This window comes from Arcicella rigui (assembly GCF_034929435.1).
GTDB lineage: Bacteria > Bacteroidota > Bacteroidia > Cytophagales > Spirosomataceae > Arcicella > Arcicella rigui.
On record NZ_JAYFUM010000009.1, the window covers coordinates 79,514 to 97,727 of the forward strand.

Below are 18,214 nucleotides of genomic sequence, written 5' to 3' on the forward strand. Positions count from 1 at the left end.
AATTTCTACTTTTCATCCATCCTAAAATTTCAAATAAGCCTTCCCTCCTAACCTTCTCATTTGTTTCATAATAGCATTTGTTCTTTTCTGAACATATTTTGAAGGATTAGCAATTGAAAAACGGATTGGACTTGGTAATACCGCAGCAATTCTTGCAGCTTCGGCTCTATTGAGTAGTTTAGCACTGTGCCCGTAGTAGCGTAGTGATGCTGCCTCGACTCCAAAAGTCATTTTACCCATTTCTGCCACGTTTAAATACACTTCCAGAATTCTTTCTTTCCCCCAAATTACTTCAATCAGAAAAGTAAAATATACTTCTAAAAACTTACGAACGTAACTTCTTCCCTGCCACAAAAATACGTTTTTGGCAACTTGTTGAGAGATTGTACTTGCTCCTTTTATTTTCTTTCCCTTCAAATTATGCTTAAATGCACCCCACATTGCCGCAAAATCAAAACCAAAGTGTTGTGGAAAAAGCTGGTCTTCAGAAGCTACGACGGCTAAAGCTGCTTCTTTTGAAATATTCTCATAAGGTTCCCAGTCTGAATGAATTTCAGAGTCTCTTCCTTCGCTAATAGCTGTAATTTTTCTGTCTATCATGGTTGGAGTAAACCAAATAGGAAGAAATTTCAAGACAAATACCCAAACGATAGTAATTGAAAAGAAATACATGAAGAATTTGAGGATGTACCTAACAATGATTTGTGATAAAGATTGATGCTCATCCGAGCTTCCAAAGTTTTTTAAACGACTTAAAAATGATTCGGCTTTAATTGTATTTTGTTCTTCTGGCGGAGAAGTTCTAAATGTATTTTTTGCCATATTGATTAAGTTTGTAAGGATAAGCAATCAAAAAATCCATGAGTCGGGGCATGGTTATAAAAACAAATTTACGACTGTTTAACGAATGAAGCTTGATTTGGTAAAAATATTCAGATTTACTCTACAAAAATAAATAATTCTGAGGCGATATTATCCGCAAATAGCTTTCCTTTTTCAGTAATCAACAATACGCCTTGATGAAAATGTATCAAACCTTCTTGTAATTGTTTGGCTAAAATTGCTTGATTGACTTTCAAAAAATCTGCCTCAAGTACTTGGTTGAGCTTCTCTACTTCACAACCCCACTTCGTTCTAAGCCCAGTTAGCAAGTACTCATTTACTCGGTCTTCCTTTGATAAAATTTCGATTTCAGCAGGTAATTCTTTCTTTTTTAAAGCTTTTATATACAAAGCATTATTGGCAATATTATACTGTCGGCTAAAATAATTAAAGCTATGAGCAGACGGACCAACGCCCAAATACTCTTCTTGCTTCCAATAACTTGTATTGTGTTGGGCGTACTGCTGGTTACGGGCAAAATTAGATATTTCGTACTGCTCAAAACCTTCGTTTCCTAAATATGAGACCAACATTTCAAATTGCTGACTGGCGAATTCGTCGTTGATAGAAGGAATTTTTCCTTGCTTCACCCATTTTCCAAAAACTGTTTGTGGCTCAATCGTCAAGCAATAGGCTGAAATATGTGATAAATTTAGCTGACTGGCTTTGAGTAAATCATGTTCAAAAATCTGATGATTTTCAGCTGGGATGGCATAAATTAAATCAATACTTAGGTTATGAATCCCTAAATCTTGTGAAAGTTTCACACAAGTTTCGGCTTCTTGTGCAGAATGAATTCTATTGATTTTCTTTAAATGACCTTCATTAAAAGACTGAATACCAATACTTAGCCGATTGATTCCAAATTTTTTAAATAGATGTATTTTATCTTTCGTCAAATCGTCAGGATTGGCTTCAAGTGTTACTTCTGCGTCTGTTTTTAGCGTAAAATTTTGAAAAATTGTTTCAAAAATGCTGTTAAAATCTTGCTCTTCAAGCAAAGAAGGCGTACCTCCTCCAAAATAAATACTTTCTAAATGTGTTTTTTGAAGATAGTTTTTTTGAAGTACTATTTCTTGACAAATCGCTTGTACCATTTCATCTTTTGTCTTCAATGAAGTACTAAAATGAAAGTCGCAATAATGACAAGCCTGACGGCAGAAAGGGATGTGAATGTATAAATGCAAGGGAAATTAATTTGAAAATTTGGCAATAAGTAAATTTGAAAATTTTATTCCTTCTTTTCAATTACCTATTTTCAAATTTTCAAATTCGTTTTAAATTTTCAAATTAAATTATTCTGGTAAAAATGTCAGTGAACTTAAATCTTGTTCTTGAAACATTTCATTGGCTAAATCTTGTAATTGAATAGCCGTTACGCCCTGAATTTGCTGAAATAAGTACTCTAAGCTATCAATGCGATTGATGTCGAGTAAACTTTTTGCCATCATCAACATAAAACTCATATTACCTTCTTCCGACATTGCCATTTGCCCCATCAATTGCTCTTTGGTGTTTACCAACTGAGTTTTGGTAAGGGTTACTTCTCGTAATTTCTTCAATTCTTTCAAAATCAAAGCATTTACTTTCCCAAGCCTTTTCACTTCGGTAGCAAAATATATGCCCCAATAGCCAGTGTCAATAAATGGCGTGTAACCGGCATCAATTGTGTAAACTAAACCATTTCGTTCACGCACTGCTAAATTTAAACGAGAATTCATTCCAAAACCACCGAGTAAATTTACCAACATAAAGAATGGTAAACGTTTGTCGTCAGCCAAAGGATATGAAGTTCGCCCAATCGCCACGTGTGCCTGCGTAATACTTCTGGTAACACTGAGATTCTGAGGCGTATAATTTATCGGTGGAGTTCTGATTAAATTAGAAGACTTTGCAGGAATATCCTTCAAGAATTTCTCAACCAATTGAATGACTTTTTTGAAAGGTAAATTTCCGATGGATGAAAAAATTACTCTTTCAGTATCCAGATTTTCGTTAATAAAATCTAATAAATCTTGTCTTTTAAAATTAGAAACACTCTCCTGATTCCCTAAAGTATTTTTTCCTAATTGATGATGTGCAAAAACAATATCATCAAAATCGTCTTGAATAGCATCTTCTGGCGAATCGTAATACATCGCCATTTCTTCTAAAATAACACCTCTTTCTCGCTCTACTTGTTTGTCTGGGAAATTAGAATTGAAAGTAATATCAGCCAACAGTTCCAAAGCACGCTCGTAATGGGGCGTAAGTACGGAGGCATGAAAACAGATTTTTTCTTTGGTTGTATAAGCATTGAGTTCGCCACCAACAATCTCTAAACGATTGATAATCTGTAATGAAGTACGTTTTTTTGTACCTTTAAAAGCCATGTGTTCCCAAAAATGGGCAAGTCCTTGCTGATGTGGCTTTTCATCACGGCTACCCATATCCAGCATGATTCCGATATGCGAAATTGCCGTATGCGTAACTTGTCGGTGTACGACCCTAATACCATTTGAAAGTGTATATTCTTGTATTTCTTGCATTCTTTATTAATTGAAACCTATTTTTCCATGAGGCTCTATGAAATCTAAAAACTAATAGCCTGCAAAGTTATTAATTTTAACGCTTAAACTCTATAACCATAAAATGAGTAAAAGTATTCCTTTAATAAGAATTTTTCTAAATAATTGGATTTGGAGACGCTCTTGGGTGATATATATCATTCTGAAATAGATGAAACTAATTTTTATTTAACTGGAATCGGAGTAATTTTGTTAGGATTTTGAGACTTTAGGACTTTAGGACGAAAGATGCAAGACAAAAGAAACAAGATTTTTTGATTTTGAGACTTGAGAACTAATAAATTGAACTGACTATTAGACAATCATATAAAAGACACGGAGAAAAACAGAGAATACACAGAGTTTCACCGAGAAATATTGCAAAAAATCCTCTGTGAAACTCACTGAAAGCTCTGCTAAACTCTGTGTATAAAATTGTCAGTAATCAGTATCCGTAAAATGAATAAAAAAATCGCTAATTCACTAACTCGCAATTCACTAATTCAAAACTTACAATTCACTCATTCACAACACACCCATGAAAATCGGTTTTGATGCCAAGAGGGCTTTTAATAATTATACAGGCTTAGGAAATTATAGTCGATTCATCATTGATGCCTTATTGAAATTTGCACCCGAAAACGAATATTTTGCTTTTACTCCTCAGAATAAAAGTAGTCAACAAGGAAATACTTGGGCTGAAAAACATCAAAACCTCAGAATTTGCTTGCCAAGTATCAAAAAATTCAAAGCTCTTTGGCGAAGTTATCTTATCAAAAATGATTTTAAAAAGTATGGCATTCAAGTTTTTCATGGTTTGAGTAACGAAATTCCTTTCGGTCTCAAAAACAAAAAAGTAAAAACCGTTGTCACGATCCACGACTTAATTTTTGAACGTTATCCAAAATTATACCCACCATTTGATAGGCTGATTTATCAAATTAAATTCAGAAAAGCCTGCAAACAAGCCGATAAAGTAATTGCCATCAGCGAACAAACCAAACGTGATATTATTGACTATTATAAAATTGATGCCGATAAAATCGCTGTGGTGTATCAAGATTGTGATGAATCTTTTCATCATCTACTCGAAAGCGACAGTATTTCAGCAGTGTTGAAAAAATATGAAATTCAGAAAAAATACATTCTTTGTATTGCCACTTTTACTGAGCGAAAAAATCAGTTATTACTTTTAAAGGCTTTCCATAAACTGCATCTTAGCGACTACGAATTGGTACTGGTTGGTGGAAAAAGTGCCTATCAAACTCGCCTCGAAGATTACATTCAGGAGCATAAACTATCTAATGTAAAAATCTTCAACAAAGTACCTTTTTCAGATTTACCTGCTCTTTATCAGGGAGCAAATTTGTTTGTTTATCCATCATTTTTTGAGGGTTTCGGCATTCCGATTGTTGAAGCACTTCATTCGGGAGTGCCTGTAATAGCGGCAACAGGTTCTTGTTTAGAAGAAGCTGGCGGTAACGGAGCTTTGTACGCCAATCCAGAAGATGTAAATGATTTATCCAGTAAAATATTACAAGTACTTTCCAATAAAAACTTACAAAAGCGAATGGTTATTGAAGGACAAAAACATATTGAACAGTTTTCGTCTAAAAATATTGCTCAACAGCTACAAGCTATTTACAAAGAGCTTGCACAAGTAGTAATTAGTGAAAAGTAATCGGCGATTAGCAGTTCATGTATATAATAATCAAACATTTACATCACATACAATATTACTCAAATTGTGTTCATCGCTTAGATTTATGACTTTCATTTTCAAGTAAAATTTATCAAAATTGAATCAGAATGGATTTTTTACCACAAAATATTAACGATTATTCCGAACAACATACTTCACCTGAAAGTGCTGTTTTGGCACGCCTCAACAGAGAAACCCATGCCAAAATACTTCAATCAAGAATGCTTTCTGGACATTTGCAAGGACGAGTATTAGCAATGTTTTCACAGATGATGCGTCCTACAAATATCTTGGAAATTGGTACTTATACGGGCTACTCAGCCTTGTGTTTGGCAGAAGGTTTAGCTGAAAATGGAAAAATTATCACGATTGATATTAACGAAGAATTGGAAGGTTTTACCAGACAATTCTTCAACGAATCGGAATTTGCGAGCAAAATTGACTACCGAATTGGCGATGCGGCATTGATTATTCCAAATTTGGAAGAAGTATTCGACCTTGTTTTTATTGATGCTGATAAAATGAATTATCAAAAATACTATGATTTAGTATTTGATAAAGTACGAAAAGGCGGTTATATTATTTCTGACAATGTACTTTGGAGTGGAAAAGTAGCCAATATTGAAGTTGGAAAGAAAATAGATAAAGACACTCAAAATCTTTTGAATTTCAACAAAATGTGCCACGACGACCCAAGAACCGAAAATATTTTAATGCCTCTAAGAGATGGTTTGATGATTAGTAGGAAGATTTAGGGTAGATATGAGTTATGATGTATGAATTATGAAATTTTAAATAGCATGTACCACTGCCTAAAATAATAGGATAACTGACGTATTTATAATCATTATTAATATCTCATAATTCATACATCATAACTATTTCACTATTTTTTCACAATCAATTTCTGCCCGACACTTACTGAAAAATTTTTCAGGTTATTCCATTTTGCAAGCTGCTCGACACTCACGCCATATTTTTGCGAAACTCTAAAAACAGTCTCTCCTACTTTCATCGTGTGATATACATATTTTGGCGTTTCAATTTTTACAGAATCATTTTGCTTTACAGAAACATTTTGTTTTGTAGCCTCATTTTGTTTTACAGCAGGTGTATCATTTGCTGTAATGGGAGTCGTACTGTTAGTCGTTGGATTTTCTACAATGGTTAAAGCTCTTTGAAGATTCAACACTTGACCAATTTCTACTCTATTGTTTTTGATATTGTTCAAACTAATCAATAAAGCCACAGATACTCCTCTTTTTCTGGCAATGCTATAAAGTGTTTCGCCTGCTTTTACGGTATGTGTTGCAGGTGAATTATTGTTTTTAACAGAACTTTCAATCTTTGTAGTTTCAGTTTCTTCTTTGGTAACAACTTTGAATCTATCGGTATTATCCGACTCTTGCTTCTGCTCTCCCGAAATCGAAGTATTTGCTTTATTCTTGGCCGTTTCAGTAGCAACTTTAGTGGTTACTTTTGCTTTGTCCTCATTTTCATCAACTGTTTTTTCAGCCCCAGCCATCTTCGTAGTGGTTTCTACTTTAGCTTGTTCAGGCATTTTCTCTGGAACTCTTCCTTTTGTTTTGTTACTATTTTTAGGTTCGCTCGCAATGGTAACTAATTTATACACCTGCAATACTTGACCAGGTTTTAGTTTGTTGCCGGGTTTAATTCCGTTTAAACTAAATAACTCAGCTACTTTCATATTATACTTTTGCGAAATGCCAAAGTAGGTTTCTCGCTCGCCCACTGTGTGAGTTCTTAATTCTTTGGTAGAAACTGTTGGCACAGGAGGCTCTTCATTGTTTGATGGAGTATTCTCAATTTGTTCAGCCTGCGTAACTTTTACTTTATCATTGCTTGCAACGGCTGGTGGTGGCGTTTCTTTAGTAGGTTCTTTGGTAGTTATTTCTACTCTTGAGCTTACATTGCTATTGGTTTGTACTTCTTTCTCTTTTTCCTTCTCTTTGTCCAGAATCGTTACTTCTGGTCTTTGTTCTGGTTGTCTTCTTGTTGAAACAGGTTCAACAGGCTTTCTTGTAGGAGCGTCAATAATTACATTTTTAGCTGTTTCTCTTTTTGCTTGTTCTATTTTGGCTACTTCGGCTGGCGACTGAACTACTTCAACTGGAGTATCAGGACGTACTTCCATCAACCAAAGTAATCTTCCTTTTTGCAAACGTTGAATTTGTGAAATTCTGTTTTTGTATAAAAGTGCCTCTAATTGAATACCATACATCTGCGAAATCTCCCAAAGTGTTTCATTTCCCTGAACTGTATGGAAAGCCACCATTCCTTTATTTTCTTTCTTTTTCAGATAATATACTTCGTTTGGAATGATACGGCTATTAGGGTCTAAATCATTAAACCTTAAAAATTTTGATACAGAAATATCTCCACGACGGGAAATACTTTCGGGGGTATCTCCTTCAACGGCTAAAATTCCATTCTTGCCATTGATTTCGTAAAAAATGGGGTCTGATTTTGATGATACTTTTTTTGTAGTTCGAACAAGTATTGGAAAGCCTAAATCTTGTGTTTGAATGCGACGGGTGTCTTCTACTTTAGGAACTAAAGCCTTAGATTTAACTTCACGAAACTGCTGTGGGTTCATGGGCATATACACCACATAATCTTTTTCTAAAGGAGCAGAATTTGATTTTAACCAACGATTATTATATGAAATTTCAGCAGTTGATACGCCAATTTCACTGGCAATATCAAATAAACTTTTTCCTTTTGTTTTGTAATGTTCATACAGAATATCGTTGTAAGGATTCTGTTTTACTTTTTTATATTCAATATCCAATACAAAACGATAGGCCAAAAAACGTAATAAATACCAATCGGTATCACTGGTTACGGTAATTTCTTTTTTATTTTTCCATTCTAAGACGGGATGACTTTTAGCACCGACAACCCCTAAACGATAAGAAAGTAAAGTACTCATCCAGTTTTTTAATGACTGATTACTTTTATTCAAATAACTGGCGGCAGCTCTTGTTGAAGCAGCGAGATGTTTACGTTCGTCGATTGTGCCATCTACTCGCAGACCAACTTCTTTGGCGGTTTTTGCTTTGAATTGCCAAAAACCCACTGCTCCCGAAGTTGAAAGAGCATCAGGGTCGAAAGCACTTTCTTGGGCACATAAGTACTTGATTTCATCAGGAATACCTGCATCTGCCAAAATTCTTTCAATAGCAGGGAAGTGTAAAACCATTTTTCCAACAAGTGCATCTAAATATTTGCGGTTGTTGTTTAAACTCTGAATCTCTTTTTCTATCACCGCTCTGGCACTGGCATCATACTTAACATTTACTGAACCCACTCTCAGACTCGCAGGTAACTCCTGAGCCTTGAGCGAGGTAAAATAAAATGCAAATAATACGAGTACAAAAAAGCGTTTATACATAAATATTGTAATTCTTTGATTCAAGTCATTGAATCAATACTTTCAAAAATTTAATGGTTATTTGTTTTGGCTATCAAAGCGCTAAAATTGTGCTTAGTTTTGGTTCAATAGACGAATCCGCAATTTTCATGAAGAAAAAAAAGGACGATACTTTTGTGCAAAATAAGTGGTCAAATATGACGTATGAAATTAATTATTTGACAATTCAAGTTACAAGATTTTTTAAAAAAAACTTTGAAAAAGCCTAAAAAATATCAATTTATGGCAAAGTCTTTGCTTTAAGTATAAGTTTTAATATATTTTGCTTCTAAAATTACATTAATTTTGCAAAAGAAGTTAAATCATAAAAAATCCATTGATAAATGATATTGATAGAGGACACCGTCATTAGTGATGATATTATTGAAAAATTTTTTGTTTGCGACCTTATCAAGTGCAAGGGAGCTTGTTGTGTAGAAGGAGATTTAGGCGCACCGCTCAATGAGGACGAACTTCCGATTATGGAAGAAATCTATCAAGAAGTAAAACCTTATCTTTCAGAAATTGGTATCAAAGCCATCGAAGAAGAAGGAAAATACGTAAAAGATTGGGAAGGTGACTACTCTACGCCTGTAATCAAAGGCAGAGAATGTGCTTATGCCATTTATGATGAAAAAAACATTTTGAAATGTGGTATCGAACAAGCCTATTTTGATGGTAAAATTTCATGGCGTAAACCTATTTCATGTCATCTTTATCCCATCAGAATTACCAAGTACGAACATTACGAAGCCCTCAACTACGACCGTTGGCATATTTGTTCAGATGCTTGTTCACATGGCGAACATTTGGGCGTTGAGCTTTATAAATTTTTGAAAGAGCCGTTGATTAGAAAATACGGTGAAGCTTGGTATCAAGAACTTTTAGATGAAGTTCGTGACAGAGGAAATCTTTAGGCTAACATGAAAAATGCTTTTGAAGATATTTACGAGGTAGTTCGTTTGATTCCTTATGGAAAAGTGAGTACTTATGGTGAAATTGCCGCTTACTTGGGTAATAAACGAGCCGCAAGAATGGTGGGCTGGGCAATGTGTGCTTCACACGGAGATTCGTCGATTCCTGCACATCGGGTTGTAAATAGAAATGGTTTGCTTTCTGGTAAAGCTTTTTTTGGAGGAAACCTAATGCAAGAACTCCTTGAACAAGAAGGAATTGTAGTAGAAAACAACAAAATACAAAATTTCAAAGCACATCTTTGGATACCAAGTAAGGAACTTTTATAAACAAAAACTCTGCTTTTCTTGATTGAAGAGCAGAGTTTTTTTTGTGAATAAAATTCGGAATACTTATGCTAAAAAAAATACGTCCTGAGTTTATCGTGATTTCTGAGTCCATCAAGAATATCTTTCGTCATGGGTTTTGAAACATAAGAAATTACTTTTGAATAAGTACTGGCTTTGTCGAGGTCGTGCTGGTCGATTGATGAGCTAACCATTACGACAAAAATTTCATTTTCAACCCCAAATTCTGAAAAAGCATCCAGTAATTCCCAACCATTCATTACTGGCATATTAATATCTAATAATATTAAATACTTTTCTTCTTTTCCATTGCTGACGATAAAATCCAAGGCTTCTTTCCCATTAACAAAATTGAAAGGCTTTTCAGAAAACCCACTTCTTTTAACAATAATCGTGTGCATTGTTTGCACCATTTTATCGTCATCAACAATTAATAAATTAAGTTTCATTGTACAACTTGCTTGTGATTAGTTTGAATAGTATTATTGATTTTCCTGATGATGTCATCTATTTCATAGGCAGAGTCGGAAATATTGTTAAAAAGTTCGTTTGTAGAAATCTCTAAATCGTCAAAATCCTGAAATAGACTTACAATTCCCATAATCCTTGCTACTGGAGCTCTCACTACGTGCGACTGCATCCAAGCGATTTCTCTTAGCTGTTTGTTTTGCATTTCTATTTCTTCGAGGTGCTTCTTTTGGTCGTTGATGTCTTGAACCATTCCAAACATTCTGACGGCTTTGCCTTCTATTGTTTTTACTCCTCCCTTCACTCTCACCCAGCGTTCTTTGCCTTTTGCGGTTAAAATTTGAGTTTCAAAATCAAAATCTCGTGCAGTAGCTACTACTTCTCTAAAAATTCTTTTGATTCGTTCTTGATTATGCCCAAGCCTATGAAAATTAATCAAATCCTCGAAATTTGGCTCAAAATCAAGTGCTGTTTCATGGATTTCTTTGGTGATTTTAGACCAAGAAATCTTTTGATTAACCAAATCTATTTCCCAACCTCCCACACGAGCTACTTCGCTGGTTTCTAACAAAATTCTTTGGTTAGTCTCAAGTGCTAATTCAATTTCTTTACGGGAAGTGATGTTTCGGGCAAACATCGCCGCACCACGTACTTTATCGCCTTCCTTGATTGGGTTAAATCTTGTTTCACTCCAAGTTCCCCAATGTTTACCCACTTCAGGAAAGTGAATTTCAATCGCAAAGGTTTCGCCAGCCAAAGCTCTATCATTCAGTTTTTTCCGATTTGCATTTAATTCGGCAGGGAAACTCTCTACATAATCAGAATCTCCCGGCTTGATGCTGTAACCCGTAACCGTTTTTACATAATTGAAGTAGGCTTCGTTGGCAATTACCAATCTGGCATCTTGGTCGATACTCCAAACTAAATCGTCAGTACTATTGATTAAGGCAATCGTATTGGCTCTTTCTTCTTCCAGCAAAGTCAAATGTCGTTTTTGCTCTGTAATATCATTAATCAGTACGTGACTTGCTTTTTTATTTTGATACTCTATTTCATGCGAAGCGAGCTGAACCCAAATAATTTCACCATTTTTTTTATAATGTCGCCATTCAAGGTCGTTGGTTTGTAAAAGGTCGTTTACTTCACTTTGCTCAACCATTTGAGCCACATCTTCGGCATGAATAATATCGTACAAAGATAATTTCAAAAACTCTTCTTTAGAATAACCATAATGCTGAATAGCCGCTTGATTTACTTCAAGAAACTTAAAAGTTGCTTTCTCATAAACCCACATGGGTTGCGGATTTGAAAGAAACAACAATTCGTACTGCTCTTTACTTTTCTTACGTTTAGTAATATTTCTGGCATTAATTAACACATTTATTACTTCACCAGCTTGAAAAATTGGATAAAAAGAAACTTCAAACCATTGCTTTTTAAACCATTGTGTTGCAGGAACGACAGCATCTTCCGTAAAACTTTCACCTAAAAAAGCTCTTTCACATTGTTCTTCAAAAAAAGTCACTAAATCAGGGGAGAAAAAAATCTCCTCAAAAAAAGCATCTCCTATTTTTACCGTTTTTCCAGTATATTTCTGAATCGTATTGATATAATTTTTATTAGCCGAAATCAGCTTTAAGTCTCTGTCGATACCCCAAATAAAACTACTTGTAGAGTCCAACAGCACTTGTATTTGCTTTTTGCCAAATTTTAATTCACTCCGATTTTGTTTTTTTTGTTCAACCAAATGAATTGTCTTTTCAGCAAGTACGCCAAGCATTTTACTTTCTTTGGCACTTAGTTCGTAAGATTCCTTGAACCATAAAGATAAAAAACCTACTTTCTTACCTGAATGTAAATAAAGTGGAATAGCCGTTACAGAACGAATTGCTAAATCAGTAAAAAATGGGTGATTGGTGGTATTAAAAGTAAAAATCTGATGATCAGTTGAAGAAATTGTATCAGTAGGAAAGTTCAGAGAAGGAGTATGTGTTTGAGCTAAATGGATTTCCTGAGATTTATACCAAAAACGCTTGTAATCGAAAAAAGAAATACAAACGACTGAGGCTTCATAAAGATTATCTGCAAAATCAAGAATAAAGTCAAAATCGTTCTCTTGAATGGTATCAAGAGAATAATAGTTAATAAATTCATCTGGCGGAGTGAAATTATTCATATCTGATTGACTATATTATTAAATATGCTGACTTTTTATGAAGGCGTGAACAATTGGCATTTTGAGTAAAATTTTACCAATTAATTGATAAAACCTACGATTATTCAGCTTATTTCGGCGGAATCAAACTGGATTTACTTCAAAATACACAATATTAATTTAATTTTCAAAGTAATTAATTACTAAATATTATCCGTTCTGATTTAGTACATAGACATTGTAGGATTACTCCAATTCTTTCGGTTGATAACCTCATGTCAAAAAAATCAAACAGGCTTTAGTACTTTAACGTATTTTTGTATATTGTGTTAGAACTATTTTTAATCATACAAAAAGTGTACGACAAAGATATTACTATCAAACAACATTATTCTCATTTCTGAACTTCTATCGAAGTAAATCTGTAAAAAATACAAAAATGACCCCATTAGATTTAGCTTTTCAACGATTTGATACTTATAACCAAAACGACCCGAATGTTTTTCACTGGGCAGGAAAAGATTACCCACAGGAATACTTCTTTGCTATTCAGTTGTATGAATGGGTTTTAAAACTCGAACCCTCAGCAAGCGAAGCTTTATTGCTCGCTTCCAGAAGTCAACACATTGGTCGTTGGGAAATTGCCAGAGAAACCTATCCAGAAGGCAGAGTTGGCTACTTGACTTGGAGAAAAGATTTATCACTTTTTCATGCTAAAAAAGCCAATGAAATACTTAGCGAAATTGGCTATGAAAAAGAAGCTATTGCCGATGTTGAACGTATTATTTTGAAACAGAAAATCAAAGCCGACCACGAAGTACAAACAATGGAAAACGCTTTGTGTTTAGTTTTTTTACAATTCCAATACGAAGCTTTTCATCCAAAGCATTCAGCCGAAAAAGTAATCAATATCCTAAAAAAATCTTTATTGAAAATGGATGCTCACGGACATCAGTTTGCTTTGCAACTCAGTTACTCACCAGAAGGTTTAGCTTATATTCAAGAAGCTTTAAAATTATTGGCTTAAAGATTTGTGAGCGAAAAGGAATTCTTTTTGCTCACAAATATCTACGAGAAGCTTCTATAAAATAATGTCATCCACCACTCAAAACTCATCATTCATAACTTAAAAACCTACTCCAAATTGAAACCCAAGTGTGTAAGAAGTAGGTCTATCATTTCCAAAACGAACAGGTAAAGGAACGGCAATAAAATAGTTAGAATGCTTATTTTTCTTTACTACTTTGTTCAGTACTGGCGTAAAGCCATATCTTCCGCTTGTCTCAAAAGCCGCTCGTGTCACCAAAGTAAGTCCATGTTTGAAACGAAACATTACCCCCGGATGAAATAGGAAATTGTTCATTTTACTTACGCCATTTTCAGAGCGAATGGTCGGCACAAATTCAAAGCTAAAGCCAATTTTATCACTTTTCAGAATATTTATTCCAGTCGGAAAACCAATAGTGTAAACTGAGCCAAAATTCCCTGTACTTGTACCATCCGACCAAGTATTAATCGGATGTAAAATCCCCATATAACCTGCTACTTTGGGATAGGAGTTTTCGGGTGAAGTTTGTTGAGAAAAAGCATTAAAAGAAGTAAGTACTAAAAAACTAAGTATTGTAATGTGTTTTTTCATTTTTGTTAAGAATTGTTCTCAACAAAAATTCAAGATTAATCTTCCGCAAAATAGAATAGAATTAACTTTTTGTATCAGATTTACTTTTGATGATATTTTTTTTGAATACTGATGGATTTTGTCCAGTATGTTGTTTGAAAATTCTTGTAAAATGGCTTTGGTCTGAAAAGCCTGTGAGATATGCAATTTCGGTAAGCGAGTGATTACTGTTACTCAATAAATCAATGGCTTTTTCAATACGCAGTTTTCGGATATATTCGCCAAAAGATAGATTTTCAAAGTATTTTGAAAACTCTCTGGACAGATAAGCTGGATTTACGTCTAATTCTTTCGAGATTTCCTTTAAACTCAAAGTAAGGTTTGTATCAATTTGGTCTTGAATAATGTCTTTTAATTCTTTTGCCCAAGAAGGTATTTTACGATTATTTTTGGTAGAGGGCTGAAAAACTTTCTGAAAAACATCTACCAGTAAGTTTTCAAATGGATTCTGAAAATGCTTTACCTCTTGTAAGTACTTTGCCCAACTGTACAAACCATCGTAAATAATCATTCCTTGTTTCAATAATTCATAATCATCCGTGATATTGTAAGCCATTCCAGAAGCAATTGCCCACAAACCAGCCGACTGTGGAGCAATATCATGTCTGTCAGTATCTGCACCACGAACAATTTCCGCCATTTTATGAATAGCCTCATCTTCAATTTTGTACTTTTCAATCAAACAATCAAAAGTACATAAACCCAACCTATGTGATAATTCAACATTGGGAACATCAAAAGGGATGGCATTTTGTAGTTCAGCTTGCGAGATTACTTCATCAAAAGGCACAAAAATAAACTCAGCATCTTTATCTATAAAATGCTTAATCAGCCAAGGGCAAGCTATTCTATCAATCTTAGGTTTTTCACGAGTAATCCACTTCATATTTAATTTTTTGTATTGAAGATTTCTAATTACGTCAAATTTACAAAATAATAACTCTACTTGTATTGTAGATTAATTAAAGCCTATTAACTTTGTAGGAAAACAATGAATTAAAAATTTATGGAAATCGAATCACCGACTAATCTTAAACCAGTTGTTGAGAAAAAAAAGTCTTCTAAAAATCCATTCGAAGAAGCAATTATTAAAATTTGGAAACGAGAACGCAATGCTTATGAAGTAGCCATCCATTTCTTTAATGCTTTGGCTTTGATGATTGTTGGATATTTTGTTTTTACGTATCTCACTATCCAAAACATTACAACAGGTTTACAAGAAATCAATTCTGATATTCTATACTATATTTTGGGTGGATTTATCGCTCAAATGATTGATGGAGCATTAGGTATGGCTTACGGAGTAACGGCTTCAACTTTCCTTGCCAATGTTGGAGTTTCGCCAGCGGTTATTTCCATGAGTGTTCACGCTTCAGAGATTTTTACCAGCGGCGTATCAGGTTATATGCACTTGAAATTTGGCAACGTAAACTCTAAATTATTCAAAGCAGTACTTATTCCGGGTGTAATCGGAGCAGTTTTAGGAGCTTATGCTCTTTCTACATTAGCCGAAAGCTATATGCACTACGTAAAACCAGCGGTTTCAGTTTATACTTTAATTCTTGGTGTTGTAATTATTCAGAAAGCTTTGGTAAAGCGTCAACAAAAGAAAAATGTTAAAATGATTGGGCCATTAGCTTGGTTTGGCGGAATGATGGATTCAATCGGCGGTGGCGGTTGGGGACCAATCGTTTCTTCTACTTTGATAGCTTCGGGTCGTCATCCAAAATACACGATTGGTTCAGTAAACTTGGCTGAATTCTTTATCTCACTTTCTTCATCTTTAACTTTCATTTTTGTCATCGGCTTCTCACAGTGGCAAGTAATTTTGGGCTTAATTCTTGGTGGAATTGTGGCTGCACCCATCGCCGCACGTTTGTCAAGTAAATTGCCAGTAAAAGCTTTGATGATTATGGTTGGTATTGTAGTAATCTTGGCAAGTTTGAAGAAGATTTTAGGATAATTTTATTAAAGATTTTGGAATGAGGTTTTCAGATTTTTGCATAATAAATCTTTAGATATCAATATTAAAAACAATAGGGCTGGAATTATTTCCAGCCCTATTGTTTTACCAAGATAATTTTATATCAATTCAATTTAAAAACTCACTGCTCATAGCTGAAAGCTTAAAGCTAATCTACGCCGTTACAAATTGCATTTTATGCAAACTTGCATACCAACCGTCTTTTTCCAAAAGCTCATCGTGTGTGCCTACTTCTTTGATTTCGCCTTTGTCTAATACCAAAATTTTGTGTGCATTCTGGATAGTAGAAAGTCTGTGAGCAATTACGATAGCTGTTCTTCCTTTCATCAATTTAGCAATCGCATTCTGAATCATCTCTTCTGTTTCTGTATCGACAGACGAAGTAGCTTCATCCAACACAATTACTTTCGGGTCGTGAACCAAGGCTCTGACAAACGAAATTAATTGTCGTTGCCCAACTGAAAGTGTCGCTCCTCTTTCCATTACGTTGTAATCGTAGCCATCTGGCAAACGTTCGATAAAATCATTTGCTCCTACCAATTTGGCGGCTTCAATAATTTTTTCTCGGCTAATACTTTTATCCCCCAAAGTAATATTGTTCTCAATGGTATCAGAAAACAAAAACACATCTTGCAAAACCACACCAATTTTACTTCTCAGACTGTTCAATTCATAATCTTGTAAATCAACTCCATCAATAAAAATTTTTCCTTTATTGATTTCATAAAAACGACTGAGCAAATTAATCGTCGAAGATTTTCCTGCACCTGTTGCTCCTACTAAAGCAATGGTTTCGCCTTGTTTTACATCAAAAGAAATATTTTTTAATACATATTCTTCGTCATTATAAGCAAACCAAACATTTTCAAAGCTTACATTTCCCTTCAATTTATCAGCTTTATAAGTACCATTGTTTACGGCATATTCGTCTGAATCCAATAATTTGATAATTCTTTCGGTAGAAACAATTCCCATTTGAAGCGTATTGAAACGGTCTGCTAAAAAGCGAATTGGACGAAAAAACAAGTTCATAAACATGATAAATGCTGTGAGTGTCCCCAGAGTCATGTCATGTGTAAGAATTTGTTTTGAACCAAACCAAACAATTAAACCTGTTCCAGCTGCCAAAATTACATCTGCCACTGGAAAATACACAGAATAAGCCCAAATAGAACGAATATGTGCATCACGGTGTACTTCGTTGATTTTCAAAAACTTATCGTATTCTAATTTTTCTGCATTAAAAATCTGAACAATATTCATTCCTGTGATATGTTCCTGTACAAATGAATTGAGATTGGCTACTGCCAAACGTACTTCATTAAAGCTTTTCTTGATGTATTCTTTGAAAACATAAGTTGAAACGACCATAAAAGGAACAGTACAAAGACAAATCAAGGTCAATCGCCAGTCTGTCCAAAACATAACAGCGGTAATCAATACAAGCTGTAAAATATCACCAGCAATGGCTGCCAAACCTTCGGAAAAAACATCATTTAAGGTTTCAATATCTGAAACAGTACGAGTAACCAAACGACCAATTGGCGTATCATCAAAGAATTTCAAGCGAAGTGATAAGATTTTTTGATAAAGACTTACCCGAATATCACGGATAACGGTTTGTCCGAGCCAGCCTGCCATATAGGCACTGATAAATTGTAAAAATCCTTGTAATAACAAAATCCCAATCATCAACAAAAGCATTTTGGCAAGCATTGGATAGTTACCAACTGCAATATAATTATCAATGGTATGACGAATAAGTAAGGGATTGAGTGGCACAACACAAGCCGAAACCATGATGATAAGTACTAAAGACCAAAACCGTAGGCGATATGGGGAAAGGAAATTATATATTCTTTTTAGGATTTGAATATCAAATATTTGTCCGCTTTTTTCTTCTTTTCTCATTAATTGTTTGAAAGATTGAGGTGGTTTTCAATACTAACTTCAAAATTAACATAAGAATTCGGTGAATGGTTTATGTTGACTGAAATAAGTAACAATACAAATGTGTATTTAAACTTTGCTCATAGCGGAAAAACCACTAAAAATGCCATTACGTATTTTCCACATTTTTATAGGGTATTTATACGGTTTTTTC

The 18,214-nt window shown here is 34.4% G+C and carries 15 protein-coding genes; 6 read left to right on the forward strand and 9 right to left on the reverse strand.

Annotation, left to right across the window (positions count from 1 at the left end; translation table 11 throughout):
- Positions 1-21: 21 nt before the first annotated feature.
- The 3 genes from mtgA to VB248_RS09150 form a co-directional block, all read right to left on the reverse strand.
- Complete coding sequence (gene mtgA, locus VB248_RS09140; RefSeq protein ID WP_323296461.1) at positions 22-822, reverse strand: monofunctional biosynthetic peptidoglycan transglycosylase; 801 nt, start codon at positions 820-822, stop codon at positions 22-24.
- A gap of 116 nt (positions 823-938) precedes the next feature.
- Positions 939-2,069 carry a radical SAM family heme chaperone HemW gene (hemW, locus tag VB248_RS09145; RefSeq protein ID WP_323296462.1) on the reverse strand — a complete coding sequence of 377 codons (1,131 nt, stop codon included), beginning with the start codon at positions 2,067-2,069 and terminating at the stop codon, positions 939-941.
- A gap of 108 nt (positions 2,070-2,177) precedes the next feature.
- Positions 2,178-3,410, reverse strand: coding sequence for a M16 family metallopeptidase (locus VB248_RS09150; RefSeq protein ID WP_323296463.1), 1,233 nt, complete (start codon positions 3,408-3,410; stop codon positions 2,178-2,180).
- A gap of 556 nt (positions 3,411-3,966) precedes the next feature.
- Here VB248_RS09150 and VB248_RS09155 point away from each other — a divergent pair.
- On the forward strand, positions 3,967-5,109 hold the full coding sequence (locus VB248_RS09155) for a glycosyltransferase family 4 protein (protein WP_323296464.1): 1,143 nt from the start codon (positions 3,967-3,969) through the stop codon (positions 5,107-5,109).
- Positions 5,110-5,237: 128 nt separating this feature from the next.
- Positions 5,238-5,885, forward strand: a complete 648-nt coding sequence (locus tag VB248_RS09160) for an O-methyltransferase (protein ID WP_323296465.1) — start codon at positions 5,238-5,240, stop codon at positions 5,883-5,885.
- Positions 5,886-6,016: 131 nt separating this feature from the next.
- Here VB248_RS09160 and VB248_RS09165 read toward each other — a convergent pair whose 3' ends face one another.
- On the reverse strand, positions 6,017-8,545 hold the full coding sequence (locus VB248_RS09165) for a LysM peptidoglycan-binding domain-containing protein (protein WP_323296466.1): 2,529 nt from the start codon (positions 8,543-8,545) through the stop codon (positions 6,017-6,019).
- Positions 8,546-8,907: 362 nt separating this feature from the next.
- Here VB248_RS09165 and VB248_RS09170 point away from each other — a divergent pair, with 362 nt between their 5' ends.
- A complete protein-coding gene (locus VB248_RS09170) occupies positions 8,908-9,480 on the forward strand; it encodes a DUF3109 family protein (RefSeq protein ID WP_323296467.1) in 573 nt (190 codons plus the stop codon).
- 6 nt (positions 9,481-9,486) lie between these two features.
- A complete protein-coding gene (locus VB248_RS09175; RefSeq protein WP_323296468.1) occupies positions 9,487-9,807 on the forward strand; it encodes an MGMT family protein in 321 nt (106 codons plus the stop codon).
- 68 nt (positions 9,808-9,875) lie between these two features.
- Here the strand turns inward: VB248_RS09175 and VB248_RS09180 are convergent, their stop codons facing one another.
- On the reverse strand, positions 9,876-10,274 hold the full coding sequence (locus tag VB248_RS09180; protein WP_323296469.1) for a response regulator: 399 nt from the start codon (positions 10,272-10,274) through the stop codon (positions 9,876-9,878).
- The gene (locus tag VB248_RS09185) at positions 10,271-12,469 is read right to left on the reverse strand and encodes a PAS domain-containing protein (protein ID WP_323296470.1); all 2,199 of its coding nucleotides are present in this window, start codon (positions 12,467-12,469) and stop codon (positions 10,271-10,273) included. Before VB248_RS09185 ends, VB248_RS09180 begins: the two co-directional genes overlap by 4 nt.
- Positions 12,470-12,887: 418 nt before the next feature.
- Here VB248_RS09185 and VB248_RS09190 point away from each other — a divergent pair, with 418 nt between their 5' ends.
- A complete protein-coding gene (locus VB248_RS09190; RefSeq protein WP_323296471.1) occupies positions 12,888-13,475 on the forward strand; it encodes a DUF4202 domain-containing protein in 588 nt (195 codons plus the stop codon).
- 99 nt (positions 13,476-13,574) lie between these two features.
- Here VB248_RS09190 and VB248_RS09195 read toward each other — a convergent pair whose 3' ends face one another.
- Positions 13,575-14,087: a hypothetical protein gene (locus tag VB248_RS09195; protein WP_323296472.1), complete on the reverse strand. Its 513-nt coding sequence runs from the start codon at positions 14,085-14,087 to the stop codon at positions 13,575-13,577.
- A gap of 61 nt (positions 14,088-14,148) precedes the next feature.
- Complete coding sequence (locus VB248_RS09200; protein WP_323296473.1) at positions 14,149-15,012, reverse strand: chromate resistance protein ChrB domain-containing protein; 864 nt, start codon at positions 15,010-15,012, stop codon at positions 14,149-14,151.
- Positions 15,013-15,132: 120 nt separating this feature from the next.
- Between VB248_RS09200 and VB248_RS09205 the strand changes: the two genes are divergently transcribed.
- Positions 15,133-16,089 (forward strand): sulfite exporter TauE/SafE family protein, encoded by a 957-nt coding sequence (locus VB248_RS09205; RefSeq protein ID WP_323296474.1) that lies wholly within the window; start codon positions 15,133-15,135, stop codon positions 16,087-16,089.
- A gap of 174 nt (positions 16,090-16,263) precedes the next feature.
- On the opposite strand, the gene VB248_RS09210 is transcribed toward VB248_RS09205, so the two are convergent.
- Positions 16,264-18,021, reverse strand: coding sequence for an ABC transporter ATP-binding protein (locus tag VB248_RS09210; protein ID WP_323296475.1), 1,758 nt, complete (start codon positions 18,019-18,021; stop codon positions 16,264-16,266).
- Between the last annotated feature and the right edge of the window lie 193 nt (positions 18,022-18,214).